Below are 18,242 nucleotides of genomic sequence, written 5' to 3' on the forward strand. Positions count from 1 at the left end.
GAGCAATTCTAAATTGCACCGTATACTGCTGTTTTTATTTAAGTTAATCTGAAAAATGATTAACTTAATACCACAATTTTGTCTTATCCCGGATGTGGTCAGAAATATATGTTTATAGTTTTTAACTATCATTGAAATAAAAATTAATAGATTGTATTTATCGGTCAAACGTTGTAGGTTTGTCATGTTCTTACAACAGAAAATTGAAACTGTATTAATCAACATAAAAAATAAAATAAACGACAATGGAAAAAGATTTGAATGACATCAGTAAATGCCCGTTTCATAACGGAACAATGAAGAAGAGTGTAGCAGGAGGAGGAACTCAGAATTCTGATTGGTGGCCGGATCAGCTTAGAGTAGATCTTCTGCGCCAGCATTCTTCCCTTTCAGATCCTATGGACAAGGATTTTGACTATGCCAAAGCATTTGAAAGCCTGGATTTGGAGGCAGTAAAAAAAGATCTTCATGCATTAATGACAGATTCCCAGGACTGGTGGCCGGCAGATTTTGGTCATTATGGTCCACTGTTTATCCGTATGGCATGGCACAGCGCCGGAACTTATAGAGTAGGAGATGGTAGAGGTGGAGCAGGAGCTGGACAACAGCGTTTCGCACCACTAAACAGCTGGCCGGATAACGTAAGCCTTGATAAAGCAAGAAGATTGTTGTGGCCAATCAAGCAGAAATATGGTAGAAACATCTCTTGGGCTGACCTTTTGATTCTTACTGGAAATATTGCTCTTGAATCTATGGGCTTCAAAACATTTGGATTTGCCGGAGGACGTGCAGATGTCTGGGAACCGGATTCCGATGTGTATTGGGGATCAGAAAAAACATGGCTGGGAGGTGATTTACGTTATGCTCACGGTTCAGAAGGAGTTGTAGAAGGACATTCTGCAGTTCTTCCTACCGATGATAATGCAGACGGAGATATTCATTCAAGAAATCTTGAAAATCCATTGGCAGCTGTACAAATGGGACTTATTTATGTAAACCCTGAAGGTCCGGATGGAAATCCAGATCCTATTGCTGCTGCTAAAGATATCCGTGATACTTTCGGCCGTATGGCAATGAACGATGAAGAAACGGTTGCTTTGATTGCCGGAGGACATACTTTTGGTAAAACCCACGGAGCCGGTCCTGCAGATCATGTAGGTAAAGAACCTGAAGGAGCAGGAATTGAACAACAGGGATTAGGGTGGGCGAGCAGCTATAAATCAGGAAGCGGAAAAGATGCTATTTCCAGTGGTCTGGAAGTGACCTGGACAGAAACTCCTACTCAATGGAGTAATTATTTCTTTAAAAATCTTTTTGAAAATGAATGGGAATTGACAAAAAGCCCTGCCGGAGCTCACCAATGGGTAGCGAAAGATGGAGCAGATATTATTCCTGATGCATTCGATTCTTCTAAAAAGCATAAACCAACAATGCTTACAACAGACCTTTCATTGAGACTGGATCCTGTTTATGAAAAAATTTCAAGACATTTTTACGAAAATCCTGATGCCTTTGCTGATGCCTTTTCAAGAGCATGGTTTAAATTGACACACAGAGATATGGGACCACGTGCCCGTTATCTGGGACCGGATGTTCCACAAGAAGAATTAATTTGGCAGGATCCTATTCCGGAAGTGAATCATGAATTGGTTGACGAAAATGATGTGGAAACATTGAAATCAAAAGTTTTAAATTCAGGATTAAGCAATGCTGAGCTTATTTCTACAGCCTGGGCTTCTGCTTCTACTTTCAGAGGAAGTGATAAACGTGGAGGAGCCAATGGAGCAAGAATAAGACTGGAACCTCAAAGAAACTGGGAAGTAAATAATCCTTCACAGCTGAATAAAGTATTAGGAGTGCTGGAAAGAATTCAGAAAGAATTCAATGATTCTCAGAATGGAGGTAAGAAAATCTCAATAGCGGATCTGATTGTTCTGGCAGGTAATGCTGCAGTAGAAGTTGCTGCAAGAAATGCCGGGCAGGATGTGAAAGTTCCATTTGCTCCGGGAAGAATGGATGCTTCTCAGGAACAAACCGATGTAGAATCTATGGGATATCTTGAGCCTATTGCTGATGGATTCCGTAATTATTTGAAAAGAAGATTTACAGTATCTACAGAATCTTTACTGATTGATAAAGCACAGTTATTAACACTTACTGCACCAGAACTGACAGTGCTGATAGGAGGGATGCGTGCTTTGGATACAAACTTTGACGGTTCAAAACACGGTGTCTTTACCAGCCGTCCGGGAGTTCTTACCAATGATTTCTTCGTAAATCTTTTAGATATGGGAACCCAATGGAAAGCAATGTCAGACGATAAACAACTTTACATGGGAACAGATCGTTCAACCGGTCAGCCAAAATGGACGGCAACCCGAGCTGATCTTGTTTTCGGTTCCAATTCCGAATTGAGAGCAATAGCTGAGGTATACGGAAGTGCAGATGCACAGGGTAAATTTGTAAAAGATTTTGTGGCAGCATGGACGAAAGTGATGAATCTGGACAGGTTTGATCTGGTTTAATAAATAAAAAATGAAAATAAAAACGGGCTGTCTTTGCAAAGACAGCCCGTTTTGTTATACTTATCGGTGATTTTGAAAGGGTAATGGAAAGCTTGCTTATTTTATTGGCCTCCTTTTAATGTAATAATTTCATCTACTAATAATGGGATCACGTTTCTTGCCATAGCAATGAAATCCTGATCCTCCGGTTTTATTGAAATGAATTCTATATCATAATCTCTGTTTTCTTCCTCTCCAGTCATTATAAAACTGGATCCGGAATTAAAGTCTCTTCCCTCAATATAGGATGTCCATGGAGATAGGGTAGCTTTATTACATATTTCCATGATGTTTTTTAATTCTAAATCTGTCATTTTACTTAGTTTTAGTCGGATTTTTAATTAATGTTGGATTAAATAATTTTCGGCCTGCTATGCCACTATTCCTGCTCCAGGCTAAATTTACAATTTAAGGATTTATCATGAAGATATAAAAACAAAAACCATCCTTAAAAAAGGATGGTTTGTAGACCCCATAGTCCAAAGTTCGAACTTTTTATTGAATGATTTGAGGAAAATTGCTAACATAGAAAAATTTTGATATTTCAAATAATGGTGTATAAGATATGTAAAACCCCTAACTCAAATATGAGAGATATTTTTTTTTCATTTGATTGTAAAATAAGGTATTAAAAAATAATATCCTATTTTATCATCAATACAAATAAAAAAAATATTTTTTATTTTTCTTCAATTAATTCTAAAAATAAATCTTGTAAATCTTCATTAATTTTTTCAGTGCTACTTTCTGTAGTTAGGATAAATTCATCATTTATTTCATCCGCATAAGTACTTCCATCTAATATTCCCAGTACATGTGATAAAGTATTAATTTCAACAATTCTCAAAAATTTTAAAAAAACATCTTTTTCTTCCTTCGAAAAATCAATATACATAGGAAGAATTCCTTTCCATACTGGATCTCGCGCTTCTTTTGTAGTATTCAATAAATTTTCATATAACTCGATGTTTTCTTCGATGACATATCTTTTGAGAATTTTTACTAACTCTAATGGTTTCATATGTGAAATAATTATTTTTTTATAAATGAATCTGGATATTTTGTTTTATTAAGTTGAATTAATTCCTCTATCGCACTATTAGGGATATTCTCTGATCCATAAATCCGTCTCTTATAGGACACAGGTTTTCTATAAAATATTAATGGCATGCGTCATAATCCAAATAATCTTTCTTGATGCTTATCCCTTGGTAAATTCATGCGATAATAAATCTATTAAACATTGTCCAGATCCATATCTGGCATTTTTTATTTCAATAGGTGGAAGTAGTTGTCCTGATTACATTATAGCTTTATAGACTGCTTCCGTTGTGTAATGTCTTAATATATTACCTCTGTTTTTGCAATTAATGTTGGCTTTCTTAATGCTAATGCTCCAACAATTCCAACACCCATAGCAAGATACCTGTTTTCAGGTTTCCAATTGCTCATTACCTGACCAGCTATATCAAAAAAGCCTGCGGGATCACTAATACCGCCAATCATTTTTACAGGACCATCATTGTATCTTCCTGCATTCAGAGTTCTATTCCAGCCGAAATCACTCTTGGCATACCACAAGTTAATGTAGTTATCGACATGGCTTCGAATTCGTGATTTCCAAAAGAAACTGCTTCTGGAGAGTTTAATTTCTGGAATATTAATAAGTTCATCTACAATTTCAAGAGCAACTTCGCTTGTTTCTGGTGAAACTTATTGTATTCAAAATTAGGGTATTGATTTCAATACCCTACTTATTTATAACACACTTTCAAATTTTAGGACAAGTAGTGTAAATTTCTTGCGCTAAAAAAGATAGCAACTCCACTCGGCAGTAGGAACAAATTTTAATACAGGTAATGTATTAGTTCCTGTATGTGTACTTTCATACTGGAACCCATCCAGATAATCTGTCACAGTAACCGTTTCAGCGTTTGTCTTTCCGGAACCGTAGGTATAAGTTTTTTTAAGCTTGGTTCCGTCCGCACTGTACAGATATTTTGTATTTACATTAAAAAGCAGGTTAACATAGTCTCTTGGGGCATACAGTTTATCAAACTGTATATAATCGGGAAGATCAAGGAAATTATAATCAATCTGCAAGACTCCTTTATCTACCTGGGTTTTCATATTGCCATTACTATCGTACGAGATTGTATTTCCTGAACTGTCGGGATAACCACTGTAATTACCTGAGTTATCGGTGATCGTATTCAGTCTGTTTCCAGTGTAGGTATAGATAAGATTATCAATTAGCTGCGTAGCTGAATTAATTTTTCCATTTCTCTGTAATGAAGTAATATTGCCGTTTATATCATAGGCCAGAGTTTCATTAAAAAATCCGTTTTCAGGAACCGATGCTCCCGGTTCAGAATAGACTCCTTTTTTAAGCCTGCTGAGTGCATCATACTGGTAATTATACTGTCTTAAAACCTTATCTGTGGCTGTTTTCCAACGCACTTCTGTAATATTACCATCATATTTCCCGGTATTTCCCTGCGTGGTATTCTGAGGATTGAAATACTTCATTTCATATCCGAAAAGCTTTGTTCCGAGTGTAGTAGGATCATTGATTTTAATTAACGCACCACGGATGTCATATTGATAATTAATGGTTTCAAGACCACCACCTACTTTTTTACTGGTAAGCTGTGACAGTTCATTATAGGTGTTTTCTGCCAGAATTTCTACAGGACCACTGCCTACCTGATGGCTTTGTTTTAATACCCTGTATTGATTATCATAATCAAAGCTTTGCGAGATGACTTTTTCTGTATCTGTACTGAGTCTTTTATGATAAACTTTGGACTGCTTTGTTGCACCTGCAAAATCAAGCTCAGTTTCCGTTTTAGAATATCCCCCAAGGTGATTAATGCTGTATGTTCCTACTGCTCTTCCTTCTGTGTCATAATAGATATAGCTTTTGGTCCAATTATCATCCTCAACATTTTTTACAAGACTTAGGGTCGGCATTGCCTTAGTATTCACCGAAGCATTTTGAGTATCAGTAATAACAGGCTTTCCTAATATGGAAGAAGGAAACGCTGGATTGAAGCTGTAGGTAGGGTAGGTGTCATAATAATTTAAGCTTAGCAGGTATTGTACTTTATCATATTGAGGATAACCAGTTGTAACAGAGTAGTAAACATCCATACCACTATAATTTACTGCAACAGAGGAGCTTCTTGCTTCATTATTGCTATCTTTAGTATTTGCATAATCCTGCTCCTGCTGACGAGAACTTCCTATTGCTAAAGATATACCAGTCATAATGACTCTTGAAAATTGATCATATTTGGTATAAAGCCACTGTCCTTTTTTTCTCAGCTCGGCATCCTGAAAACCTACAAGCCTGTCCTGCTTATCATAGATCATATACTCCCAGCCTTTCCCCGGAACCTTTTTCTCTACCAATCTTCTCAGCCCGTCATATCGATACTGATAGCAAAGATTGTTTAAAGTAACCTGATCAGGACAGCTTTACATATAACCAATATGGACACCGGAGCAGGTTCAGTTGGCAAATTAACAATAATGGACATTGATTCAAAGGAGATCTGGCAATCTGATTTTTTAAGTACTCTTTACGGTGATATCCCGGATTTTTCAAAAAAAACCATAACTGAAGCATTATAAGCAATCAGGTTTTAAAGGTATATAATACCTCCCTACTATATTCCTAACCTCTGTAGCATATTTTAATTATATAACGTTTAGATTAAAAATTGCATCTCAGCAATTATAAATTTAGGATGATGAGAAATTTATTTTTATGTACTGTTTTAGCATAACTAAGTATATCCTGCAAAAGGATGATATATATTTATAAACCAATAACCATTAAGCCAACCAGTTCTGTAAGTGAAATCGTAACGGTTTTTTTGTTTTAATATTTTTGAATAATTGACTATTAAACATTTTTTTTCAAAACTTCAAACTTTCATGTGTTGGTTTAATATGATGTTTCTTTTATTTCAAATTTTAAAGAAAAATAACCAATCTAAGAACAGGCTACGATTGATTATTAATTAAAATATTGATTTTTTTTAATTATATTTCTTTGATAATCAATTTATTAAATAAGTGTAACATCTGTGTAATATATTAATTTTGTTGAAAACTATTTTTCTGTTGTAATATTGCGACGTGGATTTAAAACATTCCTAATTTCTATTTTTTAACACAAAACAATTTTAGCAATTACAGTTATGACGGAAAAATTATTTTCAGTAAATAATGGTATTTGTTTCTTTTCCAATCTATTCTCTGTTAGGTTTAGATACACCGGAAATTGAAACTTTACTGGATATTCGTGATAATGACTATTTAGGAGTAATGAAGTAATGGTCCGAGAGTGAGTTCGTTAGCTTCTATAGGAGTTGGTCAGTTGCTATATCTTGAAAAAATTGAGTAACTATTGTTATTAATTAATCTAACACCCACTTTTCATCTAAAAAGAAAATTAAAATATACACTAAAATGAAAAAACTACTATTTTCACTGGCGCTACTTACATATATCGCCGCACATTCACAAGTTGGTATCAATACCCCTTCACCCAGCGCAACTTTGGATGTTGTTAGTAAAGGAAATACTGACACCACGAAAGCATTGAAGATCAATGATAACAGCAACAAAGAATTGTTAAGCATATCAGATGTAGGAACTGTACGTCTTGATAATTATAAGAATTACAGTTTCTTAGGAACAGATGCTAACGGTTACTTAAAAGATGGAGCTGCATTGAATATACCCTCTATTTCAACAATAGCAAACAGAAACATTACTACAGGAACTGTTGCTGGTGCTGTATCTTCTAATCTATCGTTTACAATAAACAAAAACAATGCTGAACTTATTTCTAGTAATGGGACCACTTTTACAATAAAAAAAGCAGGATATTATAGCATTACTGTTTATACACACTATGATATTAGCATGAATAATCCTAGTGGTGGATCAGCATCAACTAATATTTATAAAGGGGCAAATTCTATCGCTACTACTTTAACAGGACATGGAGATGGAACAGATAGCATTGGCCATAGTACAACTATTACTCAGTATTTTAATATCAATGAGACTTTCCATATTAATGTACAATATACCAGGACTTACAGATGCGATCGAGCATCCCTTAATGTTGTTTATTATGGCACTTAGTAAAGTATTTCAGTTTGTCTTCATGATAATTTAACGATTCAAAAAAATAAAAGCAAGCTAAAAATTGATACAAACGTTAAGAAAATATTCAACTGTTTTCTTCGTCCGGATATGGTGAATTAAAATTCTGGTATCCGGACGATTTTAGTTTGTGTTTGTTAATCCATTTGTATATAGTTAGTGATATTCATTTAGTGAATTATTATTTTATCTGATATATTCTGGAGCTTTTAATTTATTGTCAGTTTTGTTTAAAATCTTATAAAAAAGTGTCAAGAATTGAAATATCGCAATAATTAATTGATGGTAATTAATTATTACATTTTTAGCAAAAGATGGGATTCTACCTGAATATTACATCCAGCAATAAAATATAGACAAGTTTGAATTGAATGGATTAAACAGAACATATTCAAGAGGATATCAACTAATAATTGGTTATTGATTAAATAATAAACTTAAAAGATTATTATATTTACTTTTTAATTAAAAACCGTATGATAAAATTTTTACTTTTTTTGTTATTGTTTTCTTTTATGATAATTGATGCCCAACAAAAAATGACTGTACAAAAAATTGATAATTGGCTGAAAAAGGCGGATATGTTACATGTTGAAGGTAAGGTAAATGAATATATAGAACAACATAGAGCAATTATAGAAGCATCGGAGAAAATTAATTATTCTAAAGGGATTGCTACGGGTAATATTCGTCTTGCAGCTGCATATTCCTTCGAGAGGGAGTTCAAGAAAAGTATACAATACCTTGAAATAGCAGAAAAAGAGGAATATACTAAAACTGATTATGAATTACAAAGTAATATACTTAGACAGTTAGGAATGTGCTATAATGAAATTGGTTTAAGCAAAAAAGCTATATACCAATTTAAAAAAATGAAGTCAGTTGCTTCTCAAATAAAAGAAAAAGAGAATCGTGACTTTTTAGTTAACTTTTCACAAAACAATATCGGGGTAGTTTATAGCGATTCCGGACAAGTAGATTCAGCATACGCATATTATAAAACAGTATACAAGAACCTAAATTCATTAGAAAATAAAAATCAAAGACTAAATACTTTATTAAGTATTGTAACTGTTAATATGGCTAAAACTAAGTTTAGCCAAAACCAATTGGATTCTGCAATGTACTATCTTCAACGTTACAATGCATATCCAGCCAATGGAAAGAACAATTATAATAAATATATGGCAGCGGAGCTGATGGGTAAAATCTATTTTACCAAAAAGCAATATCCTCTTTCATTGGAATATTATAATATAGCACTACAACTTACAGAGAAAGGTAGATATAAGACAGAGCTGAAAGACTTATACTATTTATTATATGAAGTTTACAGTAAGCAAGGTGATCAAACTTCTGCAATAGAGTATCTCAAGAAGTATACTGTGTTAAATGACAGTCTGAAGAATATTGAAATCTCAAATATAGATGCGCCCATTAATAGACTAATCAAAGAAAATGAAGAGCCTTTGAAATCTAAAAGTAAATATTTATTATACTGGGCAACAGCAGGAGTATTAATTTTAATAAGTATATTAATCATCCTACGATACAAACACAAAGATGAAAAAAGAAAAATTGTAGATCATTTAACGATCAAAAATCAGGAGACCAAAGAGCTGAAGCAACAATTGAACGTTGCATTTGATGAGATTGTTGAGCTTGCTAAAAATAATGACCCTGTATTCCTTACCAGATTCGAAGAAGTTTATCCTCATGTTATAAAAAAATTATTACAAATAAATCCTGAATTACAATCCAGTGAACTCAAATTTTGTGCATTGTTATTTCTTAGTTTTTCAACTAAAGATATTGCAAGATATACTTTTGTGCAGCCTCAGTCTATACAGACGAGAAAGAATAGACTAAGAAAGAAACTGAACATTGGCACAGGGGCAGATATTTATATTTGGATGAAAAATATAAATAATTTAAGATCATGATATATTTGTTTATACTAATCATTGAATAACGTCGGAAGATCTTGCTAAGAATTTGAATCGGAGGCTAAAAAAAACGAAGCTAGTAGAGCAAGAGTGTAACCCTCTCTAAAACTCAGACTGGCATCCAGGTGAATTTTAGGTAGAGCTACAGGTTCCGACTAAATAAAAATGGCACCATTTGGCTATATGTGACCTCGGCAGGCAGGCTTAGTAGTATAGGTAATGGAATCCGCATGAGGACAGGTTAGATTTTAAAAACATATTTAATGCTGATTTAATAAGTGCTATTTCCCCAGAACTAAAGCCTGTTGGTATGGTTGAGGAATTGCTAGGCTGAATGTAAACCCTCAAGTTCATGTCGGCATTTCTGATATAGGGAAAATTGCTGGTAGTTGCATGCTTCGAACTTACTTTTACTCTTGTGGAATCTAAAAGCTTAGATTTGAACATCATTATATCTCCCTCAACAATAAGTGTGTCCCCACGGACTTTCAAGTCCTCAGTTTCAAAACCAAGTTGTCTTTTTTTTTACAACTAACAGTTTTTGAAGCTTATGTTAATTGTGTTGGAAAAATGGATTTTCAGAGTGTTTATGATGATGTAATAAACTATTATATGGGTGAGTATTTAGATGATGAAACATTTGCTCAATATATTTTAGAAGAAAGTATTCCCGAAAGTTTACCAAACTATATCTATATTGATTGGGAAGCAACTTCAAGGTGTTTAATGTATGATTATTTTGAAAGCGACGGACATTATTTCCGTAGCTAAAATACAATCAGATTCAAATAGATTCAATGAGGTGTACTCAGGGCATTTTTTAGAAAAACAGTGACCAAAATCGTGACCAAGTGACCAAAAATGGCCAAAATAAAAAAAGCAACTTGCTGTAAATTAGCGAGTTGCTTTTGTTTGGCTGTAGACCCACAGGGATTCGAACCCCGACTGACGGTACCAAAAACCGGAGTGCTACCGTTACACTATAGGTCTGTTTCGATGATGCGAAATTATAGAATTTATTTTAAATATGAAAATCAAAATTAAAGATTAATTAACATAATAAGAGTGTAAAACGCTTTACGTATTGATATCCAAATAATTATTTTTAATAAAAATTTTAAAAAAATCTGCTCCTACCCATAAACAGCAAGTTGGTGAATATTGTATACTCAATTTGAAGAGTAAGATTTGTGCTAATTTATCCGATGGATAATGACTTCCAGCCTTCTTCTTCCAGCTTTCATCCTTAAAGCCCCGTTAAATAATAAAATCCTATCTTTGCAAAAAATTGGGCTCCAAAAGTTGGAGTAACCCATTAATAACATATCCTGAGCATAAGCAGAAGGATTATTAAACATTTTTTATGTCAAATATTGTCGCAATCGTTGGACGTCCCAACGTAGGAAAATCCACGCTTTTTAATCGTTTATTAGAAAGAAGAGAAGCTATTGTTGATTCTACAGCCGGTGTTACCAGAGACCGTCACTACGGAAAATCTGACTGGAATGGAGTAGATTTTACTGTAATTGATACAGGAGGTTATGATGTAGGTACAGATGATATCTTTGAAGAAGAAATCCGTAAGCAGGTACAATTAGCCGTAGAAGAAGCTACTTCTATTATCTTTATGATGAATGTGGAAGAAGGACTTACCGATACAGATTACGAAATTTACAGATTACTAAGAAGATCCAATAAACCAATTTATATTGTTATCAATAAGGTAGATTCTGCCAAAGAAGAACTTCCGGCAACAGAATTCTACCAGTTAGGTATTGATAAATATTACACTCTTTCTTCCGCTACCGGTTCAGGAACAGGAGAAATCTTAGATGATATCGTTAGAGACTTCCCAACAACAGAATATAAAGATCCTTTTGAAGGATTACCTAAAATCACCATTGCAGGCCGTCCAAACGTAGGGAAATCTACAATGACAAATGCTTTGTTAGATGTTGAAAGAAATATCGTAACTGATATTGCAGGAACTACAAGAGATAGTATCCAGACTCTATATAATAAATTCGGGCACGAGTTTGTATTGGTAGATACTGCAGGGATGAGAAGAAAATCTAAGGTAAGCGAAGACCTTGAATTCTATTCTGTAATGAGATCTATTCGTTCTATCGAGTATTCTGACGTAGTAATTATCATGGTGGATGCTACACAAGGGTGGGAATCGCAGGATATGAATATCTTCGGATTGGCTCAGAAAAACAGAAAAGGAATTGTAATCCTTGTTAATAAATGGGATTTGATCGAAGACAAGCAGACCAATACAATGCGTGATTTTGAAAAATCAATCAAAGACAAAATCGGTCAGTTCCAGGATATTCCAATCTTATTTGTTTCAGCTTTAACGAAGCAGAGAATCTTAAAAGCTGTAGAAGTAGCAATGGAGGTTTATGAAGACCGTAAGAAGAAGATCAAAACTTCAAAACTGAATGAAGTAATGCTTCCAATCTTTGAAAATACACCACCACCAGCATTGAAAGGGAAGTATATCAAGATTAAATATTGTGTGCAGCTTCCAACGCCGTCACCACAGTTTGTATTCTTCTGTAACCTTCCACAGTACGTAAAGGAACCTTATAAAAGATTTACTGAAAACCAGTTGAGAAAAGAATTCGGGTTTACCGGAGTTCCGATTGAAGTGTATTTCAGACAAAAATAATAAGAACGATGTTCATAGAAAATCCGGTAAGTTTGCTTGCCGGATTTTTTTTGATTTTAAATTAAAAACCTTGCGCTAATCACTAAAATCAGACTTTTTATCGGTAAATAGTTGTAATATATAGCAAAGGTTTATTTTCATTAATATGTTTTATTTCTCCCCGAGCCCAATCTTTCAATTCGTTTTTTAGTTGTAATTTTGCAGGAATTAATATCAATTAACTGAAATTAAAAATAAAATTTTCATGCTTACTATTTTATCGCAAAACTTTTCTCTTGTCAATGAGTGGATTAACGAACTTAGAAACGTTGACATCCAGCATGACCGAATGAGATTCAGAAGAAATATGGAAAGAATCGGAGAGATTGCCGCTTTTGAAATCAGTAAAGGATTGGAGTACAGAGAAGTTGAAATTCAAACTCCTTTAGATACAATAAAAAGCAGGGAAATTGCTGTACAACCGGTTATTACCACTATTTTAAGAGCAGGAGTTCCATTGTTTGAAGGAATTCTGAGCTATCTGGACAGAGCCGACTGCGGTTTTGTAGCAGCCTACAGAAAACATGATGCCAACGATTATTTCTCAATCAAACAGGATTATCTGACATGCCCAAGCATCGAAGGCAGACCTTTGATTGTGGCAGACCCGATGCTGGCAACAGGAGCTTCTTTAATTGAAGCAATTAAAGACCTGTTAACCAATGGAAATCCAACCCAGCTTCATATTGTTGCAGCAATTGCTTCAAAACAAGGTGTTGAAACCATTCAGAATGCTTATCCTGAAGCTCACATCTGGGTAGGAGCCATTGATGAAGAATTAACATCAAAGGGTTATATTACTCCTGGTTTAGGAGATGCCGGAGATCTTAGCTACGGAGAAAAACTTCAAAGATAATTTAAGAAAGATTCCAAAAATCTTTTATTAAGTTCAACAATAAACTTGGTCGTACTTTATCCAGTGGATGTTTTGTATCTGGAAGTACGGCCAATTTTGCATTCGGAAGACTTCTGTAGACCCTTGAGCTTTCTTCGATGGTTACCATATTATCTTTATCTCCCACCATGATTTGAATAGGAATATTAATCATCGCAAGATTATTTTCCAACGGAGGATTTTTGCCTAAACGAATCATCAAATCAGCAATAGCAGGAAGAAGCTGCTTCCATTTTGATCCGTGCTGTGATTCTAAGAGTTGGGCATACTGCGGAATTTTTTCAAGAATGACATCAGGATTAAGCATTTTACTTTCTTTTAAAGCCTGTTCCTCAGTCCAGTCAAACTTTGTTCCCAAAGTTATAATAGAATTTACATTTTCAGGACTTTTCATCGCGTAACAAAGTGCTGCATAACCTCCCATACTGTGCCCGAAAATTGAGACATCTCTCAAATTATTCACTTCACAATATGCTGATAATTCCTGAGTATACTTTTCAATACTAATACCCTCTGCCGGAAGTTCCTGATTTCCATGTCCTGAAAATAAAGGAGTGTGTATCGTAAAATGCTGGGAAAGAGCGTTCAAATAAGGTGTGAAAATGTCGCTGTGACCTAAAGCTCCGTGTAATAAAAGCAGATTTGGCATAGTTGTTTAGTTTCCGGAAAATTAAGAAAAAGAATCGAAGGATGAAAATAGATTGGGGAGGAGAGTAAGAGGGTAAGAGTGTGGGAGTGATTTAGAGTTTGAGGGCTTTAGAGTTTTGAGAGTATTTTTGAATATGATTTCGTACTATGCATCCCGAATCTAATCCCTCGCATCCCGTATCTCGAAACCCGTATCCCATATCAGACATCCATTGCCATCACCAAAACGCTCACTTTATTGTTCCCTGCGTTTAAAATCTCCCATGCAACTGATGAAACTGTATTTCCTGTGGTAAAAACATCGTCAATCAGAAGAATATGTTTTCCTGTAACAGATTTTGTGATAGAGAATGTATTGACGGCTTCCAATCTGTGTTTCTTATCTTTTAAAGCCTGTGCTTTTGAATAGTAATTTCGTTTAATTAATTGATGGTCAAAAGGGATGTTGTAAAATGAAGATAATGTTTCAGTGAATAAATGAAGCTGATTGTATCCCCGTTCCTTAAGTTTCTTTGGGTGAAGTGGTACGCTTACCAGTAAATCAGGTTTTTCGTGATCGAAATCCAGACGTTCTGTTGTCCAGTCTGCAAGGATCTTTCCGGCTTTTTCCCGGCCTTTGTATTTTAATTCATGGATGATCTGCCGGCTTAAACTTTCTTCTTCAAATTGCAGTAAAGCAAAAGTGTTTTCAACAGGAAAAAGCAAGCTGCATTTTTCCTTGATCGGATTGTTTTCAAAATAGGAATAATGGGTAAAATAAATCTGGCTAAAACAAAGATCACACACCAAAAGTTCAGGATCAATAATTCTGTTGCAGTGGATGCAACGGTTGGGAAACAATAAATCTAATATCATGACTGTGTTTTGTACTAAGATAGGAAATAAAAGTCAATAAAGTCAATGGTGAATTTTGCTCCGCAAATGAATAGTCAATTGTAAGAAGTCTATAAGAGAACAATTTATAGCAGTATAAAAATTGACAAGCAAAGCGTATTGACGATTCACCATTCACCCTTTATTCCTCAAACCTCTTCCTTATCTTCTCTACAGCGTTTTTCATGCTTAGATTAAAATGCTCCTTTTCCAGTCTTACCGGCGGTGCCTGTCTCACTTCGCAATCCGCAATGCTGCAGGATTCGCAGGTAACTCCTACATTGATAGTTTTTAAAGAAGGAGATTTTATAAAACTTATTTTTTTGATTGTCTGTGAATTCAATAAAATACCAAGGCAGTAACTTCTGTTGCTTCCATCTGAAAAAGGATTTTTTTGTGAAGTGGAAATCACAAGATAGCTTATTCCCTGATCTTTATAATGGGATATTTGGGCATCGGTAAGGGTTTCATTTTCTTTCAAATGATCAAGATTTTTCACAGCAATCCATCTTCTGCAGTAATGTTCGTTGGTTGCATTGGCGTGAGGTGCCTGCTGGTGGTTCAGATGAAGTTCTTTTAAAATCTGAATTTTATCTGAATTTTTCTTTTTTACCAGACACAGATAAAACAAATCCTTAATTCCCATTTCAGCCGAAAGAATATTGGTCAGTCGGTAGTAAAATGTTTCGGGGGAACGGGTAAAACTGTTGATAAGATTTTCAAAATTTACAGCTTCCCATGTATTATGCTGGAAAAACTCTGATGTCTTCTCAATGACAGGTTCTTTTGAAATTAACAGGGCACCTGCAAAATAAGAAGCGTAAAAGTTATTCAGAATTTCTTCAAAACTTCCAAAATCAAGCCATGAATACGTGTTGGGACGATTTTTTAATTCCAGTACATTGAAGCCGATTTCTTTAGCCAGAATGAATGTTTTCTGGTCTTTTTCCAGTTTTTGGTTCAACAGTAATAGTTTTCTCTCCGGAATATAAAGCGAACGAAGGTTGTCCAGAGTTCCATATTTTTCAAAATCTTCAGATTGAATGGTGTAGCTGAATTTTTCTGTAAGAATTTTTTCCAGAATCTCAGACTTTAAATTTTTGCCGGGCTGGACATGATTTTCCAGAATAAACAAATTCACTTTTTCTTCAATTTCCGGAAAATAATTATCATACAATTCCTGAAATGACCTTAATACTGCAAAATAAAATCTTTCCTTTCCAAGATTATAATTCTGAGAAATTTCTATCAATGCATTGATGAAAGCTGTTACTTTTTTTGGAGCATCACTGATGATACTGATAAGGTTGTTTTTGTTGATTCCGAACAACTCCAATGGAACTTCTTTGAAAAAATCAGACTGCAGAATTTCATTGAAAGGCGCCAGGCTTTTATCAAGTTTGGTAGAAACCAGATCATCAAAAGTGCAGCTTAGAGCTTCAGAAAGCTGAATAATCTTATCGTGTTTGGGATATTTTTTTCCGTTTTCAATTTCGTTAAGGTAAGATTTTGATAATCCTGTCTTTACAGCAAGATCCTGCAGAGACCAGTTTTTCTTTTGTCTCTGTTGTTTCAGTTTTAGTCCGAAAACTGTTTTGATAAAGTCGCTTTCTGAATTCATTACTCAAATATAAATAATTAGATGCGATTATTCGCATAATAATTTTTAAATAAATTTAGCGAACGTTCGCTATTTGTGAATATTTTTATTTATGTTTGTAATATCAAATCACAAAATCAATATGTTATGGAAACCAAGACTCAATTAGAAATAAAAGCACAGAAGCAGTTTGAAGTAGTTTTTACACCGGATTTAGCAGATTTTCTGATTGCACTTCATCAGAATTTCAATCATAAAAGACTGGAACTTTTAAAAGAGAGAAAAAATACACAGCAAAATTTCGATCAGGGAAATCTTCCTGAATTTTTAAAAGAAACAGAAGGAATCCGAAATGGAAATTGGGTGTGTGCACCTTTGCCGGAAGATTTGTCAGACAGAAGAGTAGAGATTACAGGACCAGTAGACCGCAAGATGATTATCAATGCCTTGAACTCCGGAGCTTCTACGTTTATGGCAGATTTTGAAGACAGCAGCTCGCCGGTATGGGAAAACTGTATTCAGGGGCAGATTAATCTTTCTGATGCTATTAATCGTACTATTGATTTTGTAAACGAAACAGGAAAAGCCTATACGCTAATTGAAAAGCCTGCAGTTTTGCAGGTTCGTCCCCGCGGACTTCATCTTCCGGAAAAGCATATTGAAATTAATGGTGAGAAAGCTTCCGGTTCATTGATTGATTTTGGAATGTATTTTTTCAGAAATGCCAAGTCGCTTTTAGAAAAGGAAAGCGGCCCTTATTTCTACCTTCCGAAACTGGAACACTATAAAGAAGCGCGCTGGTGGAATGAGGTTTTTGTCTTTGCGCAAAACTATCTGGGAATTCAGCAGGGAACAATTAAAGCTACAGTTTTAATAGAAACCATTACTGCATCATTTCAGATTGATGAAATTTTATTTGAATTAAAAGAGCACAGCGCAGGTCTGAACTGTGGCAGATGGGATTATATTTTTTCCTATATCAAAAAATTCAGAAACCTTCCGGAGTTTATTGTACCGGACAGAGATCAGGTGACTATGACTTCCCCTTTTATGAGTGCCTATTCCAAAAGAGTCATTGAAATATGTCACAAAAGAAATGTACATGCTATCGGCGGAATGGCAGCTCAGATTCCTGTAAAAGATAATGATGAAGCCAATAATATTGCTTTTGAAAAAGTAAGAAATGATAAAGAACGGGAAGTAAAAAATGGTCACGACGGAACCTGGGTAGCGCATCCTGCATTAGTTTCAGTGGCAAAAGAAATTTTTGATCAGTATATGCCTTCCAGAAATCAGATCGATAAAAAATTTGAATACCACATTACAGAAAGTAATCTGCTGGAGATTCCCAAAGGTGATATTACCGAAAAAGGAGTCAGAAAAAATATCAATGTAGGAATTCTTTATCTTGAAAGCTGGCTGATGGGAACTGGTGCTGCTGCTATTTATAATCTTATGGAAGATGCAGCTACTGCAGAGATATCAAGAACACAGATCTGGCAATGGCTGAAAAATGAAGCAGTGTTAAGTGATGACAGAACACTTACGCGCAATATGATTTTACAGTGGGAAAGCGAAGAAATGGACAATATTGAAAAGTATGTAGGAGAAGCCCGTTTCAAAAACGGAAAATTCAATCTTGCCAAAGAGCTTTTCAATGAACTGATCTTCTCTGAAAACTTTGAAGAATTTTTAACGCTTAAAGCATATCCTTTTATTTAGGAAAAATGTTGGTTGCTGGTTTATAGTTGCTGGTTAAAAACCAGATCATGAATTAACAATAGAACCAGCAACTAGCAACAAAATTACTTTTAAATCT

General features: G+C 34.7%; 15 protein-coding genes and 1 tRNA gene. 8 read left to right on the forward strand and 8 right to left on the reverse strand.

Annotated features, from left to right (window positions below; translation table 11 throughout):
• The first annotated feature begins 245 nt into the window (after positions 1 to 245).
• On the forward strand, positions 246 to 2,525 hold the full coding sequence (katG, locus tag OL225_RS01485) for a catalase/peroxidase HPI (protein WP_264517041.1): 2,280 nt from the start codon (positions 246 to 248) through the stop codon (positions 2,523 to 2,525).
• Positions 2,526 to 2,626: 101 nt separating this feature from the next.
• Here the strand turns inward: katG and OL225_RS01490 are convergent, their stop codons facing one another.
• The 4 genes from OL225_RS01490 to OL225_RS01505 all read right to left on the reverse strand — a co-directional run bounded on the left by OL225_RS01490 (position 2,627) and on the right by OL225_RS01505 (position 5,978).
• Entirely contained in the window at positions 2,627 to 2,878 is a 252-nt protein-coding gene (locus OL225_RS01490) for a hypothetical protein (protein WP_264517042.1), read from the reverse strand.
• 365 nt (positions 2,879 to 3,243) lie between these two features.
• A complete protein-coding gene (locus OL225_RS01495) occupies positions 3,244 to 3,585 on the reverse strand; it encodes a hypothetical protein (RefSeq protein WP_264517043.1) in 342 nt (113 codons plus the stop codon).
• A gap of 320 nt (positions 3,586 to 3,905) precedes the next feature.
• Positions 3,906 to 4,145 (reverse strand): hypothetical protein, encoded by a 240-nt coding sequence (locus tag OL225_RS01500; protein WP_264517044.1) that lies wholly within the window; start codon positions 4,143 to 4,145, stop codon positions 3,906 to 3,908.
• Positions 4,146 to 4,370: 225 nt separating this feature from the next.
• Positions 4,371 to 5,978, reverse strand: a complete 1,608-nt coding sequence (locus OL225_RS01505; RefSeq protein WP_264517045.1) for a hypothetical protein — start codon at positions 5,976 to 5,978, stop codon at positions 4,371 to 4,373.
• Positions 5,979 to 6,059: 81 nt separating this feature from the next.
• Here OL225_RS01505 and OL225_RS01510 point away from each other — a divergent pair, with 81 nt between their 5' ends.
• The 4 genes from OL225_RS01510 to OL225_RS22035 all read left to right on the forward strand — a co-directional run bounded on the left by OL225_RS01510 (position 6,060) and on the right by OL225_RS22035 (position 10,465).
• Positions 6,060 to 6,200, forward strand: coding sequence for a hypothetical protein (locus tag OL225_RS01510; protein ID WP_264517046.1), 141 nt, complete (start codon positions 6,060 to 6,062; stop codon positions 6,198 to 6,200).
• Between the two features lie 933 nt (positions 6,201 to 7,133).
• Positions 7,134 to 7,727, forward strand: a complete 594-nt coding sequence (locus tag OL225_RS01515; protein WP_264517047.1) for a hypothetical protein — start codon at positions 7,134 to 7,136, stop codon at positions 7,725 to 7,727.
• 497 nt (positions 7,728 to 8,224) lie between these two features.
• Positions 8,225 to 9,691: a tetratricopeptide repeat protein gene (locus tag OL225_RS01520; protein ID WP_264517048.1), complete on the forward strand. Its 1,467-nt coding sequence runs from the start codon at positions 8,225 to 8,227 to the stop codon at positions 9,689 to 9,691.
• Between the two features lie 615 nt (positions 9,692 to 10,306).
• Positions 10,307 to 10,465, forward strand: a complete 159-nt coding sequence (locus tag OL225_RS22035; RefSeq protein WP_413541844.1) for a hypothetical protein — start codon at positions 10,307 to 10,309, stop codon at positions 10,463 to 10,465.
• Between the two features lie 148 nt (positions 10,466 to 10,613).
• Here the strand turns inward: OL225_RS22035 and OL225_RS01530 are convergent.
• A tRNA-Gln gene (locus OL225_RS01530) sits at positions 10,614 to 10,684 on the reverse strand.
• Between the two features lie 373 nt (positions 10,685 to 11,057).
• On the opposite strand from OL225_RS01530, the gene der reads away from it, so the two are divergent.
• Together der and upp are read left to right on the forward strand one after the other, a co-directional pair.
• On the forward strand, positions 11,058 to 12,368 hold the full coding sequence (gene der, locus OL225_RS01535; RefSeq protein WP_047378925.1) for a ribosome biogenesis GTPase Der: 1,311 nt from the start codon (positions 11,058 to 11,060) through the stop codon (positions 12,366 to 12,368).
• Between the two features lie 244 nt (positions 12,369 to 12,612).
• On the forward strand, positions 12,613 to 13,263 hold the full coding sequence (gene upp, locus OL225_RS01540) for a uracil phosphoribosyltransferase (RefSeq protein ID WP_047378923.1): 651 nt from the start codon (positions 12,613 to 12,615) through the stop codon (positions 13,261 to 13,263).
• Between the two features lies 1 nt (position 13,264).
• Here upp and OL225_RS01545 read toward each other — a convergent pair whose 3' ends face one another.
• The 3 genes from OL225_RS01545 to OL225_RS01555 form a co-directional block, all read right to left on the reverse strand.
• Positions 13,265 to 13,951: an alpha/beta fold hydrolase gene (locus OL225_RS01545; RefSeq protein WP_264517050.1), complete on the reverse strand. Its 687-nt coding sequence runs from the start codon at positions 13,949 to 13,951 to the stop codon at positions 13,265 to 13,267.
• Positions 13,952 to 14,151: 200 nt separating this feature from the next.
• On the reverse strand, positions 14,152 to 14,805 hold the full coding sequence (locus OL225_RS01550) for a ComF family protein (protein ID WP_264517051.1): 654 nt from the start codon (positions 14,803 to 14,805) through the stop codon (positions 14,152 to 14,154).
• 160 nt (positions 14,806 to 14,965) lie between these two features.
• Complete coding sequence (locus OL225_RS01555; protein WP_264517052.1) at positions 14,966 to 16,444, reverse strand: helix-turn-helix domain-containing protein; 1,479 nt, start codon at positions 16,442 to 16,444, stop codon at positions 14,966 to 14,968.
• Between the two features lie 126 nt (positions 16,445 to 16,570).
• On the opposite strand from OL225_RS01555, the gene aceB reads away from it, so the two are divergent.
• A complete protein-coding gene (gene aceB / locus OL225_RS01560; RefSeq protein WP_264517053.1) occupies positions 16,571 to 18,145 on the forward strand; it encodes a malate synthase A in 1,575 nt (524 codons plus the stop codon).
• Positions 18,146 to 18,242 lie beyond the last annotated feature (97 nt).

It is taken from the genome of Chryseobacterium viscerum (genome assembly GCF_025949665.1).
GTDB lineage: Bacteria > Bacteroidota > Bacteroidia > Flavobacteriales > Weeksellaceae > Chryseobacterium > Chryseobacterium viscerum_A.